Origin of the sequence: Sphingobium sp. B11D3D (assembly GCF_025961755.1) — a bacterium.
In the GTDB taxonomy this organism is placed as follows: domain Bacteria; phylum Pseudomonadota; class Alphaproteobacteria; order Sphingomonadales; family Sphingomonadaceae; genus Sphingobium.
Map to the genome: position 1 here is coordinate 2,578,791 of NZ_JAOQOG010000001.1, position 22,716 is coordinate 2,601,506.

Here is a 22,716-nt window from a genome sequence, read left to right on the forward strand (position 1 = left end):
GCACGCGCGACCGAGTCGCGCAAAATCCCGAAATGGCACAGGTGGAACAGTTTATGAGCGGGCCGATGTTGTCTGAAAAACTCGATCAACTGATCGGTGAAGTGCGCGGGATGCGCGAAACGATGGGTGGCCTCTCCAATCGGATGGTCGTCGTCGAGCAGGAGACCAAGAGCACCAAGGAGATCGTGGAAGCCTGGAGCGCCGCGAAGACCTGGCTGCGCTGGTTCAAGTGGATCGTCGGGCTGGTCGCATCTCTGGGCGCGATCTTCGCCGCCTATAAGGGCCTGGCGAAATGAGCTGGCAGCAACAGGCCCTCCGCTGGGGCACGCCGGCCGTCGTGGCGATCATCTCCGGCATTTTCGCAATCGAGGGCGGATTTGTCGACCATCCGTCCGATCCGGGGGGCGCGACCAACCATGGCGTGACGGAACAGGTCGCCCGCAAGCATGGCTATCAGGGCGATATACAGGCGCTGCCGCAGGACGAGGCGGCCCGCATCTACCATGTCGATTACATCGTAAAGCCGGGCTTCGCGCCGCTGGTGGAGCTGTCCCGGCCAGTCGCCGAAGAGATCATCGACAGTGGCGTGAACGCGGGGCCGGCGCAGCCCTCGCGATGGCTGCAGACGGCGCTAAACTCGTTGAATCGGCGCGGAGCTGATTATCCGAACATCGCGGTCGACGGGCAAGTCGGGCCGGGCACGATTGCTGCCTATCGCAATCTCCAGCGGCGACGCGGGGCGGCAGCAGCGTGTGAGATGGTGGTGAAGCTGCTCGATGCCCAGCAGGCCGCCCACTATCTGCGCCTGGCCTCCAACGACAATGCCTATGAAGATTTCATGCCGGGCTGGACCATCAACCGGATCGGCAATGTCGATTTCAGAGAATGCCGGTCGTGAGCGCGCTTCTGGCGAAGGCGCGCGACATGCTCGCCGGCTCGCGCCTGGTGCCGCTCGCGCTGATCGTGATCGTCGCGGTGCTGGCGACGCTCACCATAGCCAAATGCACGGGCGGAAAAGACCGGACGGCCGCGCAGGCGCAGCAGACGACGCGGTCGGCCGAGGCCATCGCCAACGCGGCGCAAGCCGCCATCGATCAGATCGGCAACCAGGCGGCGACAGAGCGCGCCATCGAGACCGCAATTGGCCAGGCACAGGGGGAAATTTCCAATGCGCAAACCGTCAATGATATTCGCGATCATGTGCTTGATCGGCTGTGTGCGAAGCCATCCCATCGTGGAGACCCCGCCTGCGCGCTGTGGCGACCTCATCCCTAAAGCCTATGATGCGCCTGTGGCGGCCGCCCCGGTGCCTATCACGCCGGATTACAGCGCCTGGTTGGGCAAACCCTTTACGGACAGCATGGGCGTTGCTTTGGTCGCGCCGTGGGCGTCGGCCTATGTTGCAGCGGACGGGAAGCAGGAAATCGTGCAGGAGCGACTGGCGACGGTGATAGCGATCATTCGGAATTGTGAAGCGATGGTGAATGCAGCGCGCCCGAGGTAACAGCTTTGGCGTCGCGAGCCTTACGTCACGGTGTAGCAAGCGGCGCATAATGTCCTTCGGGGTTGCCTGCCGGTGGACTACGATCTAAGGGGCGCCCGCCTTAATGCTGTCGAATATCGAAATATCGCGAGGAAAAACCTTTGAGCAAAGCCGCCGCGGATAATCGACCAGAGGCTATGGCGAAAGCCTCCCTCCTTGATTTTCTCCGTTCGGCAGGGTTGCTCACCCCCAAGGCAGTGGCAACGGCCGAACTCATTTTCGACAAGCATAGCGTGCGAGCTGACGTCGTGATGTGCGACCACACTGACATCCACTGTTTTGAGATAAAAACGGAGCGCGACACCCTCACCCGCTTGGATCGCCAGCTGGAAGTCTACAACCGCCATGCGGACTTCGTTACTGTCGTAGCTGCAACAAAGCACATTAACACGATCTTGTCGCGGGTCAGCTCTCACGTCGGAATCTATGAAATGGTGGGATTCAGGTGCCGGAATCCGATCCGCGTCGTCAGGGAACCGGAACCTTCCCCGTATCGGCATGTCGATGCGATGCTATCCATGCTTCCTGTAACTGAGCTTCAAGCTCGCTTTCAGTTAATCGGCCGGCTCAACCGCCAGGACGCGATTGCGAAAGCAGTCGAACTGCCTGATGCCGTGAAAAAACAGGCTGTCCTCGCATTCCTCGCGGAGCGATATGGACCAAATAGCCGTGCTTTGCTGCGGGCCACAAGGCGCCGGAGGATCCAGGCTGACGATCTTTCAATTCTCAGGCGTTGGAACCAGGCCGACAGGACGGTCGAGATCAAGAACGTTTTCCCCATCTCCGGCGGTATGCGGCAAATATGCGAGGATACCGAAGTATACACCCACGTCGGCCAAAGCTTTGGCCCTGTCCCCGCTGAATTGAGGGCGTTGCTCGCCGGTTAATCGACCCACGGCTCGTCGGTCGACAGTGATGCGTTCCCGAATTGCGCCTGAACATGCATGTGGATGTTCATCCTGATCGTCGTCCATTTGCCCGGCGCGCCCAAACCTTTCATGTGTCCGTTAGCAGCCTCCCTAATTCGCTGCGCTCCCCAACAGAGATTGCCGTCATCCCATTTTGCGTCGGCACGCACGCGACGGGCTGCGTCTTGGAATCCCTCCCGCCGCCGATGATAAATCCATTCGCCAGGGGTTGGATAATCGACGCGTGGGACCCCTCGAAACGCTGGCAAACGTTCAGATGCGAATATCGCAGCATGGTCGCCATAGTTCAGGTCAATGCCGGACGTGACGAGAGGAGGACTAGTCTTCAACATCTCGTAAAGCTGCCGCTCTCGGATTGCGAGGCAGGCATACTCCTCGCCGATCGACGTGAACTCGCTCGGGAAGCTCGAGGCTATGAATACATGGGTCCGAGACCCACCAGAGATTTGCATGTTTGAGGAAAGAATTGCGCTTTGGGTGGCGATGCCAATCGAGGTTAGGTCGTCGCGGTTCCCGATCTGCTCAAAATCGTAAATCATCAGGATGTGAGTTTGGCCTAAGAAGAAATTCGTTAGGCCGGCAGCTTGTGTTAGGTTCCAACCTTGCGACCGCCGAAACCGAAAAATCAGCCCTCGGTTCAGAGAGGCGAGCTGCTGAACCTGACTTCTGAGGATCGCAGCGTCATCGGTCCACTGCACTACTGGAATGCGTCTCTCATCACTCGCTATAAATGAGCACCACGCTTGATATCCGTTTACCGGATTATGAAGCGCTGAGACTTCTGAGCGTCCTAATGCCGCCCAATCGGCGCGATCTTGGGTTTTGTAAATCTTGTCAGAGGGAGGGAGTGGCTGGGCGAGGTCGATACCGACAGGGCGACTTCCGTACGCGGCCTCAATATGATCGGTCGATCTCACAATTGGCCCGCCTTCGCCCTTCTTCGGGTGCGGCCATGCCTGAATGCGAACAATCGGAAAAAGGGAATCCTTAATGGGCTCAGCCAACCGAAGGAGGGCTTCCGCTTCACTCTGACGAATAGTCAGGCTTGGGAAATATTTGGATATCAACAAATGGCGCCCCCTCCCAGACCTCGCATTGTTAGGTCAAGACCCCCAAGCGTATGTTCATAGCTGCCGGCGACACTTGAAGAGCCTCAGCTAATTTTTCAACATCCCGCTCACCTTCCCGCATGATCTGAGTAATGAGGTGCCAAGGCATCAGTATCTCGGCGGCAAGAGCATTTGCCTCCCACTCGCGCCGTTCCGATAGGCCGCTACGGTAAAAGGTATCGTCCACGAGTTCATTCCCAATGACGTCGCGATGCAGCACGTAATGCGCGATTTCATGAGCAATTGTAAAGCGTTGCCGGTTACGGTGTTCGTGCCGATTGACTCTGATCGTCCAGCTCTTGCGGTCATTTTTGTCGAGCACGAGCATGCCAGACACGGCGAGCGGCAAATCGCTGATGACGACCTTGACACCCAAATCGTTGGCAATGGCTCCCAATTTGACCGGTGCCTCACCCTGATGACGCGCGATCGCTTCCGCAGCGTACGGAGGCAACTGAGGGATGCTTAGTCGCGCCATTCTTCGTCTCGCATCTGATGTTCCGGGGCAGAGTCGGACGTTACAATAGAAGCGCGCAAGGCGTCCTGCACCGCGTCGCGCGCGCGAGTTTCCATACCGGCGGCAATGGCTGCGTCGACCTGCTCCTTAAATTTCTCCGAACCGAAGTAGTTATCACTTCCTGTTTTCGAGGTTTCTACCGCCAACTGTTCTGCAATCCCGCGCAGGGTCTGGAACCCCCAGATCGCGGCGACAGCCACAATAAAGCCTATAAACGTCACGATGAGCGAGACTACAGTCAGCAGGATCGCAATGAGATCCTTATATTCCCAGTCACCAGGACGGATGAGCGCTGCGCCCTGCGCATCCAAAAGTAGTACCAACAGGACGAACATCGCAATGTTCGCAACTAGTATCGCTCGCCTCGCCCACCGCATATCTTCTGATAGTTCGCGGAATTCCGATTGTCGATGCGCAATAACGCATCGCTCCTTTCATCGAGCACGGCTGGAAAGATCGCCAGATGCAGCGATTTGTTGCTCCGCTCAGATGATTTTACAGCATCGCCAATCATGTGCTTTTCGAGGGACTGCCTATGATCGCGCATCTCAAACCGATCAATTGATGATGATAGCCGGCGCGCATTCCACTGACTCAAACGCGCGTCGCCACGTCTGTGGTCGGGCCGCCCATCTTTTCGATAGCAGTCGTATCTTGGTGCTTGTTTGCAAGCAGGTCGATCACCGCTAATTTGCAACATCAAGAATATGTTCGGTGACTGCATCTAAGATCTCCGACCTGTCAGATGCGGCGAACCCAAACAGCTGGCGCATGGCATACTTCACCTCCGGTCCCTGCGCCGAGGGCTTATCGAACAGGCCGAGCTGGTGAATGCGCGCGACCGCCGCGACGCGGCCGGCGAAGCTCACCCATGCTTCCTGCGCGTTGGCGCTGGCGTTCATGAGGCCGCTGCGCCGAATCTTGCGGAACATGGCCCGTTGCCGGATCGACGGGCGCCTCATTTTGCCGGCTCCCGCGTTCTGCTCCCCGTCTGGCACGGGTAGCCAGCGGATGACCTTGCCATATTCGAAGCTGCGGATCCCGCCCGCGCGCACGTCGAAGCCGGTCATCAGCGGACCTTGGCGCGCCCAGCTGTGCATCAACACCACGCGCGGCTTGTCGCTCCCGCCCTCGGGATACAGAAATTTAACGGCATAGGCGCCGGGCGCGGGGTCTTTGGGGCGCTTGCGGGCTTCAAAGCGCGATCCATCAGGGTTGCGTTGCGCGCCGATCCGGCGCTGCTGGCTAATTCGCAACGTGCGGGCGACCTTGCGAAAGAGCGAGCGCCGTTCGGCGGGCCGCAACGACTGCAGGATCGCGCCTGCGAAGCTCTCCAGCTCGCCCAGGTCATGGGCGCCGATGTCAGCCATCAGGGCGCCGGGGTGCCGACGATGAGCGCGCCGCTCTGATCGAAGATGCGTTTGAGCAGCGTGGCCGGGTCGGACAGCGGCATGTCGTCGGCCGGCGGCTCTTCGCGCAGCGTCATCCTGTACCCGCCGCCGGGCTGCGGCAGCACATCGACCGCCTCCACGCTCGGCAGCGACACCGAAATATCGACGCGGCCATTGTCAAGGATATCGACCTCGAAAGCGATCTGCTGTTCCGCAATCTCGTGGTTTTGCAGGGCGGCAGGCTCATGACGACGAAGCCAGAGGATCAGCGGCAGGAAGAACTGCGCCGGCTCGCCGGGGAAGCCCAGCACGTCGATCGACAGGCGCGCGCGATACTCGAAACCGAGATTTTCAGGATGATAGCGCGCGACCAGGCGCCCGCCGGTGAGGTAGATTAACAGGGCTTCGGGATTGCGCTTCAGCTCGGGCAGCTGCTCGACCATGAAGGCGCGCAGGGCATCGGCTTTCGACATGGCTCAATCCCAAAGCTGGATGATGTCGCGATCCGGTCCGGACTCGCGCGTGACAATCGGAAGAGTGATTTCCTGCCCCTCGGCCAGCAATGCGCCGGCGCCGGCGACATCCCGATTCTCTTCCAGCACCTGCTCCACGGTGCCGGACCCTTCGCCGAGGACACGCCAGACCAGCGCGTCCAGCGTCTCGGCCTGCAGCGCCCTGGCCGTCATCGTGGCCATCAGATCAGCTCCACGGCGGTGCGCGAGGTGCCGAGGATCGCGCGAATGGCGTGGGTGCCGTTGCGACGATGATCGTCGGGCGTCAGCTCGACCTGATTGGCATCATTCACCCCGCTCGCCGTGGCAGAGACATCGCGGTGCGTCTCGATCAGGTCGGCGGTCGCCCAGGCATAGACCGCGCGCCGGAAAAGGCGGACAAGCCTCGGCTCGATGACGGCCGCCTGGCCTGCCCCAACCGTGATCTCGGTCGAGGGGATATGCGCCAGCGCCTCATGGCCCGCCGCGATCTGGGAATCGCGCCAGACGGAGAGATTGTCGTCGACGATGATCAGGCCGCCGACCAGCGCTTCGACGACGCGCGCGTCGGGGATCAGATTGCCACCGATGCGCATGGCATCGCGAAAGGCGTTGATGTCGATCGCAGGCCAGAACTCACCAAAGGCGATGACATGATCATCGGGGGTTGCCGGCGGCTGCGGTGAAGTCACGAAGCTCATGGCTCAATCCCGTCCATAAACAAGCGGGGGGTGGGGATCAGAACCAACCGGAGGCGCGTGGCCTCGCCTGGTTCTTCACCGCCCCCCGGCGCCGGGGCGCAAGCTCAATCCTTGGCGGTTTGGACCTTTGCGGTCAGCCGCTCGATATCCTTTTTCACGCCGCAGTTCTCATGCAGCCCGAGCGCCCGCTGGAAGGCCGCAAGCGCGCTCACCATGGCGTGCTGCTCGGCGCCGGCCGGCGCGGTCGCGTTGTCCTTTGCCGCCTCGGCCTCGCGCAGCAGCAGCTTGCCCCGCGCCTTGTAGAGCTTGGCGCGAACCTGATCCGGCATGTCCTTCTCGGACGTGAGATCGATGGTGCGATTCACGACATCGAGGTCAAAGGACTGGTCGATCTGACAGGCCTTGAGCGCCGCCTCGGCTACTTCCTCGGCGATAAGCGTCGGCGCCTGGCGCACGATGTTTTGCGGCAGAGCCAGATCGAAGTGCAGCACATGCTCAGCGAGATCGAGGCCGCGCGCAAAATCGCCGATGTCGAGGCGCCAGATCATCATGGTCGCGACGATCTCATCCTGCAGGGCCTGGCCGCTTTCCGTGGCAGCGAGCAGCGTTGCATCGACATGCGCGTCATAGGCCTCGATCAGCTCGGCCTTTTTTGCGATCTTGGCCTCGACCGACTGGATCTGGCGAAGGCTCGCGATGTCCGTCCCGAGGGCGGCGAGCAGCAGCTCATATTCTGTGGCGGCGGGGCCATCGGCCGGGCGCGCGGCGGCGAGGCCCACCGGCGCCTTGTTCGCCGCCTGGGCCGCGAGGACCGTCTGGCGGTGGACGGCGGCCAGGCTGGGCTTACCCTTGGCGGCCGGCGTCGCGGCAGTCAGGCCCGCCGTAAAATTCGGGGGCGGACTGACGCTGACCGGCTCGGCCGAGGGACTGGCGTCCGCTTGGCTCGCCTCGGCCGCCAGCTGGGCGGCGACGCGTTGACGGTGAAGGGAGGCAAAGCTGCGCTTGGCCATGTGCGGATGCTCCTTACTGGCGACGAGAGCGGGAGGTTAGACCGGTTGCCCGGTCAACATCGGCTCGGCGCAAAGCCCGAACCGCTGCTGTCCCTCCCCTTCTCGCGGGGGTTATTCTCAGTCTTCCTCGACCGCCTGAATGTTCTTGGCAGCGCACATGAAATCGAGATCCTCGATCACATAGGCGTCGTTGGACGAGCGGAAGTCCTCGACGCGGTTCTTCCTCGGATTTTCGATGATGTGGCGGCGCTGCTTGCCCTCCTGCTCGTAGATCGAGAGGTTGTCGAAGCGGGTGATCGCGATCGTGCCGGCGGGCATGAACGGGATGCGCGTCGCCGGCAGGCCGCCCAGGCGCTTGGTGGACATGATGACATCGCGGGCGAGCTGCTCGGTCGGGTCGATCGCCGCGTTGATCATCGGGAAATATTTGTCGTGCAGCAGGTCGCGCGAGACCATGACGACAAGCTCGGGATCCTCGGACGCCCAGGGCGGCAGCAGCGAATTGACCATGTCGTAGACCAGCGCGTCGAGCGTGGCATAGTCGCCGCCATCGCCATAGGTGACCTTGTTGGCTTCGGCGCCCTGCTTCATGAACTGCGCCGGCGCTTCCTCGTCCAGCTTCTTGAGCCAGCCCTTGTTGACGTCCTGCAGCATCGGGAAGTTGGCCTTGTTCGTCGTCGCCGCGACGCTCTCGCCGTTCCAACCGATGCGGATGTTGTCGAGACCGATGGCGATGGCGATCTGATTGGCGATGCGCTGCTGGAAGTCGTCGAACTTCGCCCACATGTCGAGCTTGGCATAGGTCAGATGGGTGTCGAAATTCGTCTGGAAGCACTCGAACCCGCGATTGTCGAGGCCGGACGGATCGGTCGTGGTGCGCTCACCATTGCCGCTCGTGTCGGTGCGTCCGGCGATCGGATTGCCGACCGAGAGGCCGATGATCTCGCCCTTCAGCTCGGGCACCGGCACGATGTTGATCTTGCCGAGGAAGCCGATTGATTCCTGGCGCTTGTCGATCAGGCGCTGCTGGACGCTCGGGTCGACCGAGAAGTTCTTGCTGGTGTCGTTCACGCCATGGATTTCGCCGATCCGGCCAAGATAGGCGTCGAATTTGAGGCGGGTTTCGTTACGCATTTTTGGCTCCGATGATCAATTTTCAGGCGCGGATTTTCAGGCGCGGATCGGGTGGATGTCAGAAGTCGGCGAGCAGCTCGCCGGTGCCGCCGCTGGCGGGTTCGCGCGAGCGGTAGGATTGGCTGGGGGTCTTCTCGATGGTGCTCGCCAGGGCGGCCTGATCCTCGGCCAGCTTGGCGACGCGGGCGTTGATCGCCGTGAAGCCCTGAGTGACGCCCTCGCCCATCTTCTCGAACATGCCGGCAAGGGATGCGGCGAACTTGTCCAGATCGGTAGGGGCCGCAGCGGGAGGCGCAGGATCTACGGGCGGGACGACTTCCGCCGTCGCCGGCGCGGCCTTGAAGCTCTCGAAGAACGCCTTGGCGCTGCTGAACAAGTCAGCCAGCCCGCCGGCAGCGGGGGCTTCCTCTGCATAGGCCATCTCGAATTCCTCGATCTGGCACAGATTGTCCTTCCGCTTGTCATCGCGGGTGCTGAATTTCAGCACTTCGGTGCCCAGCGACGCCGGGGAATCGGTGAATGCGAGGCCGACCAGATAGGCTTTGCCGGTGCCGGCGAAGTCGGGCTGGATCTCCACGCTCGAAAAGAGCTTCTGGCCCGCCTGATTGTAACGCTGCGCTTCGTCCGTGACATCGAATGAGGCGAAGAGTGCCAAGCGCTTTTCGGTCTTGCCGCCGATCTGCAGGTCGATCTGCTCGGCCTTGACGCCGTCGACGGTGCCCCAGGCATTGAACGGGCCATCGGGCGAGTAGCCGCGCAGGTGCTCGCAGTTGATGCGGGCGGCATAGGTGGCCGGATTGTAGCTGTCGGCCATCTCCTGGATCATCTGGCGGGAGATCGCCCGGTTATCGACAGTCTGCCCTTCGACGGCGACACGGAAAAACTTGGTCTTGGCCATTCTCGGCTCCCTGCGGCTCGAACTGCGGGTTCAAAATCAGTCCCGCCATTGGCCATTTCCGAGGGGTGAGAGACAACCGGTGCCAATTGTGAGGACCGTTCTCACAAGTGGCGCACCGGGCGCCGCGCTGGCGCCTGCTCCATTCTCGCGCCGCTATGAGCATGTTGACCGGCAGCGATGGGCAGGCCGTCCCTTATGACGTGCGCCGCGTCGCGCGCAGCCTGTACTGGCGCGCCTATGGCGTGACGGAGATCGCTGCCGTCCTTGGCCTCAAGCGCACAACGGTGCAGGCGTGGAAGGACCGCGACCGCTGGGAGGACGATCCGGTCATCCGGCGCCTCGAAGACAGCTGCGAAATGCGGCTCAACGCCCTGATCTTCAAGGAAGACAAGAACAACAACGACTATAAGGAAATCGACGCGCTGGCCCGCGTGATCGAGCGCACGGCCCGCGTCCGCCGCTATGGCGAACCCGGCGGCCATGAGGGCGATCTCAATCCCAAGGTTGCCGCACGAAACGCCAAGCCGAAGAAGAAGGCGCCGAAGAACCTCATCACTCGCGACGAGGCCGACCGGCTCAAGACCGCCTTCCTCGACGGGCTATTCGGCCATCAGGAAACATGGTGGCAGAACATCAGCCGCCGCACGCGCTTCCTGCTCAAGAGCCGCCAGATCGGCGCAACCTTCTATTTCGCCCGCGAGGCGCTGATCCGCGCGCTGGAAACCGGCAACAACCAGATATTCATTTCGGCGAGCCGCGCGCAGGCCAACATCTTCCGGCAGTACATCGTCGAATTCGTGTTCGCGCAGACGGGCAAGATGCTCAAGGGCGACCCGCTGGTCATCGATCGCGGCGAGGATGAGGACGGCAAGCAGCTCGAACCCGTCACGCTCTACTTCCTCGGCACCAATTACCGCACGGCCCAGGGCTATCACGGCGATGTCTACATCGACGAATGCTTCTGGATCTTCGGCTTCGAGCAGATCAACAAGGTCGCGTCGGCCATCGCGACGCAAAAGCGCTACCACAAGACCTATTTCTCGACGCCGTCCACGATCGCGCACGAGGCCTATCCGTTGTGGACGGGCGAGCGGTTCAACCGCCGCCGCGAGCGCAAAGATCAGATCAAGATCGACATCAGCCACAGCGCGCTCGCCGTGCATGGCGCGACGGGCGCCGATCAGATCTGGCGCCACATCGTCAATCTGGACGATGCCATTGCCGGCGGCTTCAACCTCATCGACCGCGCCGAGCTGGAGCTGGAATATTCGGTCGACGAATTCTCCAACCTGTTTCTGTGCGACTTTGTCGACGACAGTAAGTCGAGCTTCCCGCTATCGATGCTGCGGCCGTGCATGGTCGATAGCTGGGATGTCTGGAAGGACTTCGACCCCTATGCCCTGCAACCGTTCGGCCAGGGCGAAGTGTGGATCGGCTATGATCCACAAGAGAGCGAGGACGGCGACAGCGCGGCGTGCGTCGTGGTGGCGCCACCGACCGGCCCCAAGGGCAAGTTCCGCGTGCTCGAAAAGCTGCAATGGCGCGGCAAGGACTTCGAGGCGCAGGCCGGCGAGATCAAAAAGCTGTGCTCGAAATATCGCGTCACCGAAATCGCCATCGACACGACCGGCATGGGCGCGGCGGTGCATCAGCAGGTGGTCAAGTTCTTCCCGATGGCTAGGCGTATCGATTACTCGGCGCTGACCAAGACGATGATGGTGCTCAAGGCGAAGAACGTCTTCACCAAGCGGCGCATCGAGTTTGACGCTGGCTGGCGCGATCTCGCTGCCGCGCTGATGTCGATCCACCCCCAGCTCACCGCTGGCGGCAAGCAAATGACCTATGTGGCGCGGCGCAGCGAGGCCACCGGGCATGGCGATCTCGCCTGGGCACTTCTGCACGTCCTCTACTGCGAGCCGATGGACGGCGGTGTCGGCGGAAAATCCAGCATGGAGATAATGTGATGAGCGGCACCGATATCGATGTTGAAACGAGCACCGGCGTGCGCATGTTTTCCTTCGGCGATGCCGAGAGCGTGCTCAATCGCCGTGATCTGCTCAATAATGTCGAATGCCGGTTCGAGGGCCGATGGTTCGAGCCGCCGGTGCCGTTCAAGCTGCTCGGCCGCGCCCTGCATGTGCAGCCCCATCATGAGAGCGCCATCCGCGTGAAGCGCAACCTGCTGGTGAAGCACTTCAAGCCCTCCCGCCTGCTCAGCCGCACCGCCTTCGGCAAGTTCGCCCTCGACTATCTGGTGATGGGCAATGCCTTCCTCGAGGAGGTGCCCAACATCGCCGGCCGCACGATGCGCCTCGACCACAGCCTTGCCGTGCGCACCCGGGTCGGCAAGGCCGGCCGCGCCTTCTTCCTGCCAGATCATGCCTGGGGCGGCTTCGGTCAGCCCCATGAATATGAGGCGGGCCGGCTGATCCATCTCGCCGAACCGGATGTTGCGCAGGAGGTCTACGGCCTGCCGGAATATCTCTCGGCCATGCAATCGGCCTTCCTCAATGAGGCCGCCACACTGTTCCGCCGCCGCTATTACATCAACGGCGCCCACGCCGGCTTCGTCTTCTATCTGAGCGAGGCCAGCATGGATCAGAAGGATGTCGACATGGTGCGCGAGGCCCTGCGCGAAGCCAAGGGCGTCGGCAACTTCAAGAACCTGTTCATCAACGCGCCGGGCGGGAAGAAGGACGGCGTCCAGATCATCCCGATCAGCGAGGTCGCGGCCAAGGATGAGTTTCTGGGCATAAAGGGCACCACCCGCGATGACATCCTCGCCGCGCACCGCGTCCCGCCGCAGATCCTCGGCGTGGTGCCGCAGAATAATGGCGGCTTCGGTGATGTCGGCAAGGCGAACGACATCTTCTTCGCCAACGAGATCGAGCCGCTGCAGATGCGCTTCCTCGAAGTCAACGACCGGGTCGGCGAGGAGGCCATCACCTTCGAGCCTTACCGGCCCATGGGCAACGCCGTGCCCGCCAGTTCTCCCGCTTAACGGCGGGGAACGGGGCGCGGTAACGCCCCGTCCAGGCAATCAGTCTTGCCTCAAGCCGTGGGGGTGCATGCGCCCCCGACTCGTCCCGCCTGCCATGCACGGCGGCGGGCCGTATGTGGAATGAAGGTTAAGGAGTCGAGTGCGATGAAAATGGAACCTGTGCAGCCCGCGCGTCCGCTGGCGGCATGGATCGGGGGCAAGCGCAAGCTGGCCAAGCGTCTGATCGCCCGTATCAACGAGGTCGATCATGACAGCTATGTGGAGCCGTTCGTGGGCATGGGCGGCGTGTTTCTGCGCCGTGACCGGCGGCCGCCGTGCGAGGTCATCAATGACTGGAGCGAGGATGTGTCGACCTTCTTTCGCGTGGTGCAGCGGCACTTCGTGCCGTTCGTCGACATGATCCGCTTTCAGATCAGCTCCCGCGCGAATTTTGAGAAGCTGGCGGCGCAGGATCCGCGCACGCTGACTGATCTGGAGCGGTCGGCGCGGTTCCTTTACCTGCAGCGCCTGGCGTTCGGCGGGAAGGTCGATGGCCGTAACTTCGGCACGTCACCCGGCCTCGGCGCGCGGTTCGACGTGACAAAGATCGTGCCGATGATCGAGGCCGTGCATGAAAGACTGGCGGCCGTGACGATCGAGCGCCTGCCCTGGCGCCAGCTCATCGAGCGCTGGGATCGGCCGGCGACGCTGTTCTACCTCGACCCGCCCTATCACGGCAACGAGGGCGACTATGGCGCCGGCATGTTCGGCCGCGCTGAGTTCGCTGAAATGGCGGACGTGCTGGGCGGCATCAAAGGCCGCTTCATCATGAGCATCAACGATCATCCCGAGATCCGCGAGCTGTTCGCCCGCTTCACGATCGACGAGGCGGCCACAAGCTACAGCGTCGGCGGCCAGGCCAAAGCCAAGGCCGTGCGCGAGTTGATCATCACGGGCTGAATGCCCGCCTGACGCCCCCACAGCGACACGACAAGCCCGAGGCGCCCCGGCCAAGCCGGCGGCGCCTCGACGCGTTGGGCGGCCAGCTGGGCGGCCACGTCAGCCCGAGCGCGGCCGGCCCCTGACATCCTTGCCACCTGACCCGCGCGCGCCGCGCTTAGCTCCCCCCCTCGCCTGCACGCTTCCCCTGCCAGAAATGACGCAACAGGCATTATACGCCGCATCGGCGGTCCTCCGGGCTTTGAGACCGCTGAGCGACGCATCGGCGGCGACGCGTTTTGACGCACCCAGCCCCCGTTTTGGACGCCTGATTATGGCACGGCCTTTGCGCGGTATCCCCCTGGATACCCCAGGACCGGCCCAAGCCGGTCCGCCCCCTACGGTGCGTCCGTAGAGTGAGGGTGCCTCCATGGGCTGATCTGGGGTCGTGGCTCCGATAATTTGCGCCTCGCGCAGCGAGTCCTTCTCTCTTTATTCGGAAACGGCCTCAATCATGCCGCCGGGTGGACTCGCCCTATCTGAAAAAAGGCGCGACATGCGTTCGAGCGTTTTTCGGAGATATGGATCAGTGACCTGGGCAAGCTGCTCCTCGGGCGGCAATGCGTCCCACGCCTCGCGGATCTTGCGCGTCTGGATCGCCTCAGCCTGGCCGGCCGGCGGGCGACGGAGAATGCGACGGATGATATTGGCGACCTTGCCGGGCAGCGTCAGGAAATAGGCGTTGCTGATCTGGCGAACATATTGCCCGCCTGGCTGATAATCATCGACCGGTTCGGTACGGCGTTGCCAGTCGAGGAAGCCGTGGGCCTTCAAGTTCTTCAATGCCGTGACCACGGCAGATCGCGAACGCCGCACCGCCTGCGAAATATAATTGATCGCATAGTCCAGCCGACCGGTTTTCCGGCAGCGCCGACGCAGGAGGAACCGGTAGACCGCCAGCTCGACATCTCCAACGATCCCCCGCCTGCGCCCTGGCAGCTTCGTCGAGAGCATCAGATGTTCGAGCTGCGTCATGCGGGCATTGTTTTCCGAACTCGGAAACGTGTTCTCTCGCGCCCAGCGCCGCGATTCATAGTCGCCAGGGTGACGGCTATCGCGCCAGACCTTCTGAAATGTCCGGGCACGCTCGCCGCTGACCCTTCCCGCCAGGACGCCACCGATCGCGCGCGCGGTCATGCCCCTGCTCCGAACATCGTGCGCGCGGGTCGCTGTTTCTGAAAAAATCCGTGTACGGGATTTGTACGAGCGACATGCTCAAAACGGGCTTTGTTTTTACTATGTTCCGCAAATGCGGCTATACTATTCGGAGGGAATGGTGCATTAAAAACCCTTGAAATCAGGGCATTTAATGGTGGGCGCGGCAAGGATTGAACTTGCGACCCCACCCGTGTGAAGGGTGTGCTCTACCACTGAGCTACGCGCCCGGCGATCCAATCGCGGAGGCGAGCGCTTTGGCGATTGAGGGACGGCATGTCAAGCCGCTGTATCGGCCTTCCGTGCGATTCCTTCGGGCACCAGCGCGACACCGCGCTTCGCGTCAGTGCTTGGTCTGCGTCATCCGGTCGACATAGGCGATGCCGATGGCGGATGTGATGAACAGGCCGTGGATGATCGACTGCCACATCACCCCCTCGCTCGTCACGCGAGCCGCAGGCGTGCCCATGGCGCCAGCCTCGATGAATGTGCGCAGCAGGTGGATGGAGGAAATGCCGATGATCGCCATCGCCAGCTTCACCTTGAGCACGCCGGCATTCACATGGCTGAGCCACTCCGGCTGATCGCGATGGCCCTGCAGGCCGAGCCGGGACACGAAGGTCTCATAGCCGCCAACGATGACCATGATCAGCAGGTTGGAGATCATCACCACGTCGATCAGCCCGAGCACCATCAGCATGATCTGCTGCTCGGTGAACTCGTAGGCGTGGAGGACGAGGTGGATCAGCTCCTTGATGAACAGGAACACATAGACGCACTGCGCGACGATGAGGCCCAGATATAGCGGGAGCTGAAGCCAGCGCGACCCGAAGATCAGCAGCGGCAGCGGACGGAGCGGAGCGTTGGGATCGGCAGGTGTCATGGCGGCGCCAGATAATGGGCCGCCCAAGCCCTGTCATCCCCGATTCTGGTGGCCGCCCGGTGATCATCGCACGCTGCGCGCGCTCGACCGACCTGCTGCCGCTTGCATGGCCGGTTCCCCTCACCCATATCGCGGCGCATGGCAGACACCCAGCACAGCGCCATGCCGGTCTGGCACGGCACCACCATCCTCTCCGTCCGCGCTTCAGGAAAGGTCGTCGTCATCGGCGATGGCCAGGTCTCGATGGGGCAGACAGTCATGAAACCCAATGCCCGCAAGGTCCGCCGCCTGCATGATGGCAGCGTGATCGGCGGATTTGCCGGCGCCACGGCGGATGCCTTCACGCTCTTCGAGCGGTTGGAGAGCAAGCTGGAGCGCCACAACGGGCAGCTCATGCGCGCCGCCGTGGAACTGGCGAAGGACTGGCGGACGGACAAATATCTGCGCAATCTCGAAGCCATGATGATCGTGGCGGACAAGGATACGACGCTGATCCTCACCGGCAATGGCGATGTGCTGGAGCCGCTGGAAGGCATTGCCGCGATTGGATCGGGCGGCAATTACGCGCTCTCCGCCGCGCGGGCGCTGCAGGATTATGAGAAAGACGCCGAGACGCTGGCGCGCAAGGCCATGAAAATTGCGGCGGAAATCTGCGTCTACACCAATGACAGCCTGACCATCGAGATGCTGGACAGCGCCACCTGACACATCATCCCGCCCCACCCCGTTCGTCTCGAGCGAAGTCGAGAGACGGACAGACCGGCTTCAACGTGTCTCGACTTCGCTCGACACGAACGGATTTCAAAGCACCCTTATGAACGACAATCTCACCCCCAAAGCCATCGTCACCGCGCTGGATGCGCACATCATCGGCCAGGCCGAGGCCAAGCGCGCCGTCGCCGTTGCCCTGCGCAACCGCTGGCGGCGGCAGAAGCTGCCGGCCGAGCTGCGCGACGAGGTGACGCCCAAGAACATCCTGATGATCGGCCCCACGGGCTGCGGCAAGACGGAGATCAGCCGCCGTTTGGCCAAGCTCGCCGATGCGCCGTTCATCAAGGTGGAAGCCACCAAGTTCACCGAGGTCGGCTATGTCGGCCGCGATGTGGAGCAGATCGTGCGCGATCTGGTCGAGGAGGCGGTGCGCCTCGAACGCGAGCGCCGCCGCGAGGCCGTGCGCGGCGCGGCCAGCGAGGCCGCCATGGGCCGACTGCTCGATGCCCTCACCGGCAAGGAAGCCAGCGAGGCCACGCGCCTCTCCTTCCGCCAGCGGATCGAGAGCGACCAGATGAACGATGTCGAGGTGGAGGTCGAGGTGACCGATGCCCCGGCCGCGCCGATGGAAATCCCCGGCATGGGTGGCAATATCGGCATGATCAACCTGTCGGACATGATGTCCAAGGCGCTCGGCCAGCAGCAGAAGAAGCGTCGCAAGATGCGGGTTGCCGATGCCTGGGACAAGCTGGTCGAGGAAGAGCAGGACAAGCGGCTCGATCAGGACGATGTCGCCCGCGTCGCCATTGCCTCGGCCGAGCAGAACGGCATCGTGTTCCTCGACGAGATCGACAAAATCGCGGTGAGCGACGTGCGCGGCGGATCGGTGAGCCGCGAGGGCGTCCAGCGCGATCTGCTGCCGCTGATCGAGGGCACGACGGTCGCCACAAAATACGGCCCGCTCAAGACGGACCATATTCTGTTCATCGCCTCGGGCGCCTTCCATGTCGCCAAGCCGAGCGACTTGCTGCCGGAACTGCAGGGCCGCCTGCCGATCCGCGTGGAATTGAAGGGCCTGACCGAGGAGGATTTCGTCGCGATCCTCTCCGACACCAAGGCCTCGCTGCCCGAGCAATATGCCGCACTTCTGGCGACGGAAGGCGTCACCATCCAGCTCGCGCCGGACGGTATCCGCGCGATCGCGAAGATCGCCGCCGACGTGAACGAGCAGGTCGAGAATATCGGCGCGCGGCGGTTGCAGACCGTGATGGAGAAGCTACTGGAGGATGTGAGCTTCGAGGCGGACACCCGCGCGGGCGAGACGATCACCATCGATGCCGGCTATGTCGAGCGCCAGCTTTCGGGTATCGCCAAGAACACGGACCTGAGCAAATATATCCTCTGAACCGGAGGCGTTAAGGGAGCGATTGCGCATGAGCTATGAGACAGTGCTGGTCGAGCAGCGCGGTGCCGTCACGCTGGTCACGCTCAATCGCCCCCAGGCGCTCAACGCCCTCAACAGCCAGGTGCTGGCCGATCTGATCGCGGTGTTCGAGTGCTACGATGCGGACGACGCGCAGCGCTGCCTCGTCCTCACCGGCAGCGAGAAAGCCTTCGCCGCCGGCGCGGACATCAAGGAGATGGCCGACAAGACCGGAGCGGACATGTACCGCGCCGAGATGTTCGCACAGTGGACCAGCCGCATCGCGGCGACGCGCAAGCCGTGGATCGCGGCGGTCGCCGGCTTCGCGCTCGGCGGCGGGTGCGAACTGGCGATGATGGCGGACTTCATCATAGCAGCGGACACGGCGAAGTTCGGCCAGCCGGAAATCACTTTGGGCGTCGCGCCCGGCATGGGCGGGTCCCAGCGCCTGACCCGCGCGGTCGGCAAGGCCAAGGCGATGGACCTGTGCCTCACCGGTCGCCGCATGGATGCCGAGGAAGCCGAGCGGGCTGGCCTTGTCGCGCGCATCGTGCCGGCCGACGATCTGCTCGACGAAGCGCTCAAGGCGGCGGAGGCCGTCGCCGCCATGCCGCCGCTCGCCGTCATGGCCAACAAGGAGCTGGTCAACCTCGCCTTTGAAACCACGCTCACCCAGGGGCTGGTCAGCGAACGGCGCATCTTCCAGCTCCTCGCATCCACCGAAGACAAGGCGGAGGGCATGGCAGCCTTTGTGGAAAAACGCCGGCCGGAATGGACCGGGAGTTAAGCGCCGCCGCAAAGCGCTGCGCCGATGAGGCACGGCACAACGGGTCGCCGGAAATAATAACAACTTTAAAGATTTGGAGACGTTTCACCCTCTAGGTGGAGCGCTCACGGCGAGCGGCGCGGCTTGATGAGACGAGCCCTCCGTGGTTGACCGAAATAAGATGTGAGATGTGACGGTGGGTAACATCAAAGGCCGAGGCAGCCCCCTGCGTCATCACCCCGAAGCGGTTGAAATCGATCTGATTCGCGGTCTCTTTCACGCCTTCGCGCCGGCGCTGGTCATGACGATCAGCTTTCTGTCTGCGGGGCTGGTGATCCTGAACCGCACCGGGGACAGCATCCTGCTCGTCCTGCTGATCCTGGGCGCGGTTGCGTCCGTCGCCCGCCTCGTGTCGGCGCATCTGATCGCACCGATCATCCATGCCGAAGGGGTGACGATCGAGCAGGCGAGATATCTCGAGCGGCTCTTCGCGATTCCCTATCTCTGCTTTTCCCTTGTGCTTGGCCTGTTCGGCTTTCGCCTGCTCCAGCTTCCCTCGGCGGACACCCATATGGTGGCTGCGGCCCTGTCTCTGAGCTATTGCGCCGGCGTCGCTGTCGGTATGGGATCGCGGATGTGGATCGCGGTGCCGAGCATGATGCTGGCGCTCGGGCCGGTGATCGCCGCGATGCTGCTGCAACCCGACTTTCTCTATAAGCTCAGCGGCGCCGTGATGGCGGCGATCCTGCTCAGCGGTATCCAGAGCCTGCGTGGCAAGCAGAACCGCTCGGCGGACGACATCGCTCTGCGCATCGCCTTCTCGCACCTCGCCCGCAAGGATGCGCTGACCGCCCTCCCCAACCGCATCGCGCTGCGCGAGTGGTGGGAGCAGGTGGTCGCCTCCGGGGCGGAGAACAAGCTGGTCGCGGTCCATTATCTCGACCTCAACGACTTCAAGCCCGTCAACGATCGCCATGGTCATCCGGTGGGCGATGCCCTGCTCGCCGCTGCCGGCAAGCGCATCGCCCGGACGATAAGGGACAGCGACATCGTCGCGCGGCTCGGCGGAGACGAATTTGCGGTCATCCAATATGACATCGTGAACGCCGACGACGCCGCCCAACTCGCCGCCCGCATCCGGGAGGCGATCACCCAGCCGTTCAGCATCGGCGCGCTGACCCTCAAGATTTCGACCGGCCACGGCTTCGTGGTGTCGCGCGGCCGGGACGAAGCGCTCGAAGACCTGCTCGCCCTTGCCGACAAGGCGCTCTACACCAGCAAACAGGGCGGCGAAATTTCCCAATATGAGGCCGTCGAGACAATCACCCGCCGCGTCGCCTGATCAGCACGTCCATCTCCATCCGCACCCGGTAGCCACATGGGTCAACAAGTGTGACGCGCGGGTCAAGCCAGCGGCGTTGGATTCACGCACCTTGTGCGGCATAGCCTGAAGGCGTGGTACCGCCTTGCTCATCGCGCGCAGGCGGCCGAACGTCGGGAGAGGATATGAAGACGCACGGGCTTGCTATTCTGGCCGCAACGGCGCTGCTGGGCGCCAGCGCTTGCCAGATGACGACCTCCACCACTTCGGTAGCGCCGGAAGCCGGCATCGGCCACGCGCAGATGGTAAAGGCCGACGATCAGCCCGGCCAATGGGCATCCTACAGCCGCACCTGGGACGAACAGCGCTACAGCCCGCTCGACCAGATCAATGACAGCAACGCCCATCGCCTCGGCCTCGCCTGGTTCGACGATCTCGACACCTATCGGGGCGTGCAGGCCACGCCGCTGGTGATCGAGGGCGTGCTCTACAACGAAAATATCTTCAACGTCGTCACGGCCTATAATGCCAAGACCGGCGAGAAATTGTGGGTGTACGACCCAAAGGTCGGCAAGGAATGGGCCGGCCTCGCCTGCTGCGGCCCCTCCTCGCGCGGCCTTGCCGCCTGGGGCAACAAGATCATCATCGGCGCGCTCGATGGGCGGCTGATTGCCATCGATCGCAAGACCGGGGCCGAACTCTGGTCCGCGCAGACCTTCGATCGCAAGGAGCAATATTCGATCACCGGCGCGCCGCGCGTCTATGACGGCAAGGTGATCATCGGCAATGGCGGCGCCGACTATGGCTCGCGCGGCTTCGTGGTCGCCTATGATGCCGAGACCGGCAAGCGGCTGTGGAAATTCTACATCGTCCCCGGCAACCCCGCCAGCGGCCCGGACGGGGAAGCCTCCGACAGCGCTATGAAGATCGCCGCGCCGACCTGGCACGGCAAATTCTGGGAGACCGGCGGCGGCGGCAATGCGTGGGACAGCTTCGCCTACGATCCCGAACTGAACCTCGTCTACATCGGCACCGGCAATGGCAGCCCGCAAAGCTGGCATCATCGCAGCGACAGCAAGGGCGACAATCTGTTCCTCTGCTCGATGGTGGCGGTGGATGCGACCACGGGCGCGTACAAATGGCACTACCAGATGGTGCCCGAGGAGGATTGGGATTACACCTGCACCCAGCCCATCGTGCTCGCCGACCTCAAGATCGACGGCAAGCTGCGCAAGGTCGCCATGCAGGCGCCGAAGAACGGCTTCTTCTACGTGCTGGATCGCGCGACCGGCAAACTGATCTCGGCCAAGAGCTATGTGTCGGTCAACACATGGGCCAGCCATGTCGACATGAAGACGGGGCGCCCCGTAGTACTGCCCACCGCGCATAACACGACCACGCCGCACATCATGAGCCCGAGCTGGATGGCCGCGCACACCTGGCACCCGATGAGCTACAGCCCCAAGACCGGGCTGGTCTATCTCTCGGCGCAGGAGCAGGGGTCGATCTACGCCAACCAGCCGGACGGCGCGTACCAATATGTGCGCGGGCGCAACAACACCGGCTTTGATCATGCCAACCAGCCGGAGCTGCGCAAGCAGCTGATGAACGAGATCATGGCGAGCGAGAAAGGCTATCTGCTTGCCTGGAACCCGGCAACCCAGTCCGAGGCCTGGCGCGTCCCCTATCCGCATCCGGGCTCAGGCGGCGTGCTGACCACGGCTGGTAACATCCTCGTGCAGCCGACCATCAACAAGACCGTCGCCATCTACCGGGCGGACAATGGCCGGAAGCTCTGGGAAATGAACGTCGATCAGGCCGGCGTCGCGGGCGCGATGACCTATATGATCGATGGCGAGCAATATATCGCGCTCAATGTCGGCTGGGGCGGCTCGCCGGTCTATAATCTTGCCAAGGATGGCCCCTTCCGCTTCGCCACCGCGAAGCTGCTGGTGTTCAAGCTGGACGCCAAGGGCGTGACGCTGCCGCCGATGAAGACGCAGGAAGAGACCGCCTATCTGCCCCGCCAGCGCATCCCTACCGAGGTCGCCGCGCGCGGCGCGGCTCTCTATGGCGAGACCTGCAATCGCTGCCATGGCGACAATGCCGTCGGCGGCATCAAGGATCTGCGGCGGATGAGCAAAGATGCGCATGATGGCTTTCTCGACATTGTGCTGAACGGAACCCTGCTCCACAAGGGCATGCCCAATTTCAGCGGGGTGCTGACCAAGGCGCAGACCGAAGACATCCACGGCTATCTCATCACCCGTGCTCAGGAAGACTGGTAAGGGCACGGGAACGGGCACCCCGCGCCGACGTTAGACCAATGAGAGACAACAGGCGTGGGACGAGATCATGACGAGACAAGCGAAAACCGATAAGCCGAAATCGGCAACCCCGCGCCGCGCGAGGACCAAGGCCGTGAACCCGCGTCAGTTGCCCGTGGTGGTGGAGCATGACAAAAGCACGACGCAGGTCATTGCCGACAAGGCGGTCAAGACCGGCCGCGCCCTTGGCAAGACCAGCGTGCGCCTGGCGCAACCGATCGTCAAATCGATCAAGCATGAGGATAACCGCACGCTCGCCAAGATGGTGGTCGCAGCGGTGACGCCGCGCCTCATCAACTACGGTCTGCGCTTTGCGGTCCGCAATCCGGTGCTGACCGTCGCCGGCATTTTAGTGGCCGCGACCATCATCGGCTCGCAGGATGATGGGGCCCAAGAGGAGAGCTGAGCTCTTCTCCGACAGCGGCACA

Annotated in this window: 25 protein-coding genes and 1 tRNA gene; 13 read left to right on the plus strand and 13 right to left on the minus strand. The window is 62.7% G+C overall.

All coding sequences use genetic code 11. The features are described from left to right. The first annotated feature begins 65 nt into the window (after positions 1-65). The 4 genes from M2334_RS12205 to M2334_RS12220 all read left to right on the plus strand — a co-directional run bounded on the left by M2334_RS12205 (position 66) and on the right by M2334_RS12220 (position 2,430). Positions 66-296 (plus strand): hypothetical protein, encoded by a 231-nt coding sequence (locus M2334_RS12205; protein WP_264605561.1) that lies wholly within the window; start codon positions 66-68, stop codon positions 294-296. Beyond that, entirely contained in the window at positions 293-898 is a 606-nt protein-coding gene (locus M2334_RS12210; protein ID WP_264605562.1) for a glycoside hydrolase family 108 protein, read from the plus strand. The genes M2334_RS12205 and M2334_RS12210 overlap by 4 nt, the downstream gene beginning before the upstream one ends. After that, complete coding sequence (locus tag M2334_RS12215) at positions 895-1,275, plus strand: hypothetical protein (protein WP_264605563.1); 381 nt, start codon at positions 895-897, stop codon at positions 1,273-1,275. The genes M2334_RS12210 and M2334_RS12215 overlap by 4 nt, the downstream gene beginning before the upstream one ends. A gap of 369 nt (positions 1,276-1,644) precedes the next feature. Then, positions 1,645-2,430, plus strand: a complete 786-nt coding sequence (locus M2334_RS12220; protein WP_264592914.1) for a sce7726 family protein — start codon at positions 1,645-1,647, stop codon at positions 2,428-2,430. Here the strand turns inward: M2334_RS12220 and M2334_RS12225 are convergent. The 10 genes from M2334_RS12225 to M2334_RS12270 form a co-directional block, all read right to left on the minus strand. Next, complete coding sequence (locus tag M2334_RS12225) at positions 2,427-3,542, minus strand: beta family protein (protein WP_264605564.1); 1,116 nt, start codon at positions 3,540-3,542, stop codon at positions 2,427-2,429. The genes M2334_RS12220 and M2334_RS12225 overlap by 4 nt on opposite strands. 28 nt (positions 3,543-3,570) lie before the next feature. Next, the gene (locus tag M2334_RS12230; protein WP_264592912.1) at positions 3,571-4,059 is read right to left on the minus strand and encodes an ImmA/IrrE family metallo-endopeptidase; all 489 of its coding nucleotides are present in this window, start codon (positions 4,057-4,059) and stop codon (positions 3,571-3,573) included. After that, the gene (locus M2334_RS12235; protein ID WP_264592911.1) at positions 4,047-4,433 is read right to left on the minus strand and encodes a hypothetical protein; all 387 of its coding nucleotides are present in this window, start codon (positions 4,431-4,433) and stop codon (positions 4,047-4,049) included. Before M2334_RS12235 ends, M2334_RS12230 begins: the two co-directional genes overlap by 13 nt. Before the next feature lie 351 nt (positions 4,434-4,784). Beyond that, a complete protein-coding gene (locus M2334_RS12240; RefSeq protein WP_264605565.1) occupies positions 4,785-5,468 on the minus strand; it encodes a phage virion morphogenesis protein in 684 nt (227 codons plus the stop codon). After that, a complete protein-coding gene (locus tag M2334_RS12245) occupies positions 5,468-5,962 on the minus strand; it encodes a phage tail protein (RefSeq protein WP_264605566.1) in 495 nt (164 codons plus the stop codon). The genes M2334_RS12240 and M2334_RS12245 overlap by 1 nt, the downstream gene beginning before the upstream one ends. 3 nt (positions 5,963-5,965) lie before the next feature. Then, entirely contained in the window at positions 5,966-6,184 is a 219-nt protein-coding gene (locus tag M2334_RS12250; RefSeq protein ID WP_264605567.1) for a tail protein X, read from the minus strand. Continuing rightward, positions 6,184-6,681 carry a head completion/stabilization protein gene (locus M2334_RS12255; protein WP_264605568.1) on the minus strand — a complete coding sequence of 166 codons (498 nt, stop codon included), beginning with the start codon at positions 6,679-6,681 and terminating at the stop codon, positions 6,184-6,186. Before M2334_RS12255 ends, M2334_RS12250 begins: the two co-directional genes overlap by 1 nt. Positions 6,682-6,785: 104 nt before the next feature. After that, a complete protein-coding gene (gene gpM, locus M2334_RS12260; protein ID WP_264605569.1) occupies positions 6,786-7,691 on the minus strand; it encodes a phage terminase small subunit in 906 nt (301 codons plus the stop codon). 117 nt (positions 7,692-7,808) lie between these two features. Beyond that, the gene (locus tag M2334_RS12265; RefSeq protein ID WP_264605570.1) at positions 7,809-8,825 is read right to left on the minus strand and encodes a phage major capsid protein, P2 family; all 1,017 of its coding nucleotides are present in this window, start codon (positions 8,823-8,825) and stop codon (positions 7,809-7,811) included. A gap of 58 nt (positions 8,826-8,883) precedes the next feature. Next, positions 8,884-9,723, minus strand: a complete 840-nt coding sequence (locus M2334_RS12270; RefSeq protein ID WP_264605571.1) for a GPO family capsid scaffolding protein — start codon at positions 9,721-9,723, stop codon at positions 8,884-8,886. A gap of 155 nt (positions 9,724-9,878) precedes the next feature. On the opposite strand from M2334_RS12270, the gene M2334_RS12275 reads away from it, so the two are divergent. The 3 genes from M2334_RS12275 (at position 9,879) to M2334_RS12285 (ending at position 13,663) form a co-directional block, all read left to right on the plus strand. Further along, positions 9,879-11,687, plus strand: a complete 1,809-nt coding sequence (locus M2334_RS12275; protein ID WP_264605572.1) for a terminase large subunit domain-containing protein — start codon at positions 9,879-9,881, stop codon at positions 11,685-11,687. Next, positions 11,687-12,724 carry a phage portal protein gene (locus tag M2334_RS12280; protein WP_264605573.1) on the plus strand — a complete coding sequence of 346 codons (1,038 nt, stop codon included), beginning with the start codon at positions 11,687-11,689 and terminating at the stop codon, positions 12,722-12,724. Before M2334_RS12275 ends, M2334_RS12280 begins: the two co-directional genes overlap by 1 nt. A gap of 144 nt (positions 12,725-12,868) precedes the next feature. Beyond that, the gene (locus tag M2334_RS12285; protein WP_264605574.1) at positions 12,869-13,663 is read left to right on the plus strand and encodes a DNA adenine methylase; all 795 of its coding nucleotides are present in this window, start codon (positions 12,869-12,871) and stop codon (positions 13,661-13,663) included. A gap of 471 nt (positions 13,664-14,134) precedes the next feature. Here the strand turns inward: M2334_RS12285 and M2334_RS12290 are convergent, their stop codons facing one another. The 3 genes from M2334_RS12290 to M2334_RS12300 all read right to left on the minus strand — a co-directional run bounded on the left by M2334_RS12290 (position 14,135) and on the right by M2334_RS12300 (position 15,740). Next, on the minus strand, positions 14,135-14,839 hold the full coding sequence (locus M2334_RS12290; RefSeq protein ID WP_264605575.1) for a hypothetical protein: 705 nt from the start codon (positions 14,837-14,839) through the stop codon (positions 14,135-14,137). Between the two features lie 173 nt (positions 14,840-15,012). Then, positions 15,013-15,087, minus strand: a tRNA-Val gene (locus tag M2334_RS12295). A gap of 113 nt (positions 15,088-15,200) precedes the next feature. Continuing rightward, on the minus strand, positions 15,201-15,740 hold the full coding sequence (locus tag M2334_RS12300; protein ID WP_264594874.1) for a TIGR00645 family protein: 540 nt from the start codon (positions 15,738-15,740) through the stop codon (positions 15,201-15,203). 162 nt (positions 15,741-15,902) lie between these two features. On the opposite strand from M2334_RS12300, the gene hslV reads away from it, so the two are divergent. The 6 genes from hslV to M2334_RS12330 all read left to right on the plus strand — a co-directional run bounded on the left by hslV (position 15,903) and on the right by M2334_RS12330 (position 22,694). Next, positions 15,903-16,445, plus strand: coding sequence for an ATP-dependent protease subunit HslV (gene hslV, locus M2334_RS12305; protein WP_264595414.1), 543 nt, complete (start codon positions 15,903-15,905; stop codon positions 16,443-16,445). Between the two features lie 109 nt (positions 16,446-16,554). Beyond that, the gene (gene hslU, locus M2334_RS12310) at positions 16,555-17,856 is read left to right on the plus strand and encodes an ATP-dependent protease ATPase subunit HslU (protein ID WP_264569771.1); all 1,302 of its coding nucleotides are present in this window, start codon (positions 16,555-16,557) and stop codon (positions 17,854-17,856) included. Positions 17,857-17,884: 28 nt separating this feature from the next. Next, positions 17,885-18,661 carry an enoyl-CoA hydratase-related protein gene (locus M2334_RS12315; protein ID WP_264605576.1) on the plus strand — a complete coding sequence of 259 codons (777 nt, stop codon included), beginning with the start codon at positions 17,885-17,887 and terminating at the stop codon, positions 18,659-18,661. 175 nt (positions 18,662-18,836) lie between these two features. Next, positions 18,837-19,982, plus strand: coding sequence for a GGDEF domain-containing protein (locus M2334_RS12320; protein ID WP_264576269.1), 1,146 nt, complete (start codon positions 18,837-18,839; stop codon positions 19,980-19,982). Between the two features lie 164 nt (positions 19,983-20,146). After that, entirely contained in the window at positions 20,147-22,249 is a 2,103-nt protein-coding gene (locus M2334_RS12325; protein ID WP_264605577.1) for a PQQ-dependent dehydrogenase, methanol/ethanol family, read from the plus strand. Between the two features lie 133 nt (positions 22,250-22,382). Beyond that, complete coding sequence (locus tag M2334_RS12330) at positions 22,383-22,694, plus strand: hypothetical protein (protein WP_264605578.1); 312 nt, start codon at positions 22,383-22,385, stop codon at positions 22,692-22,694. The last annotated feature ends 22 nt before the right edge of the window (positions 22,695-22,716 follow it).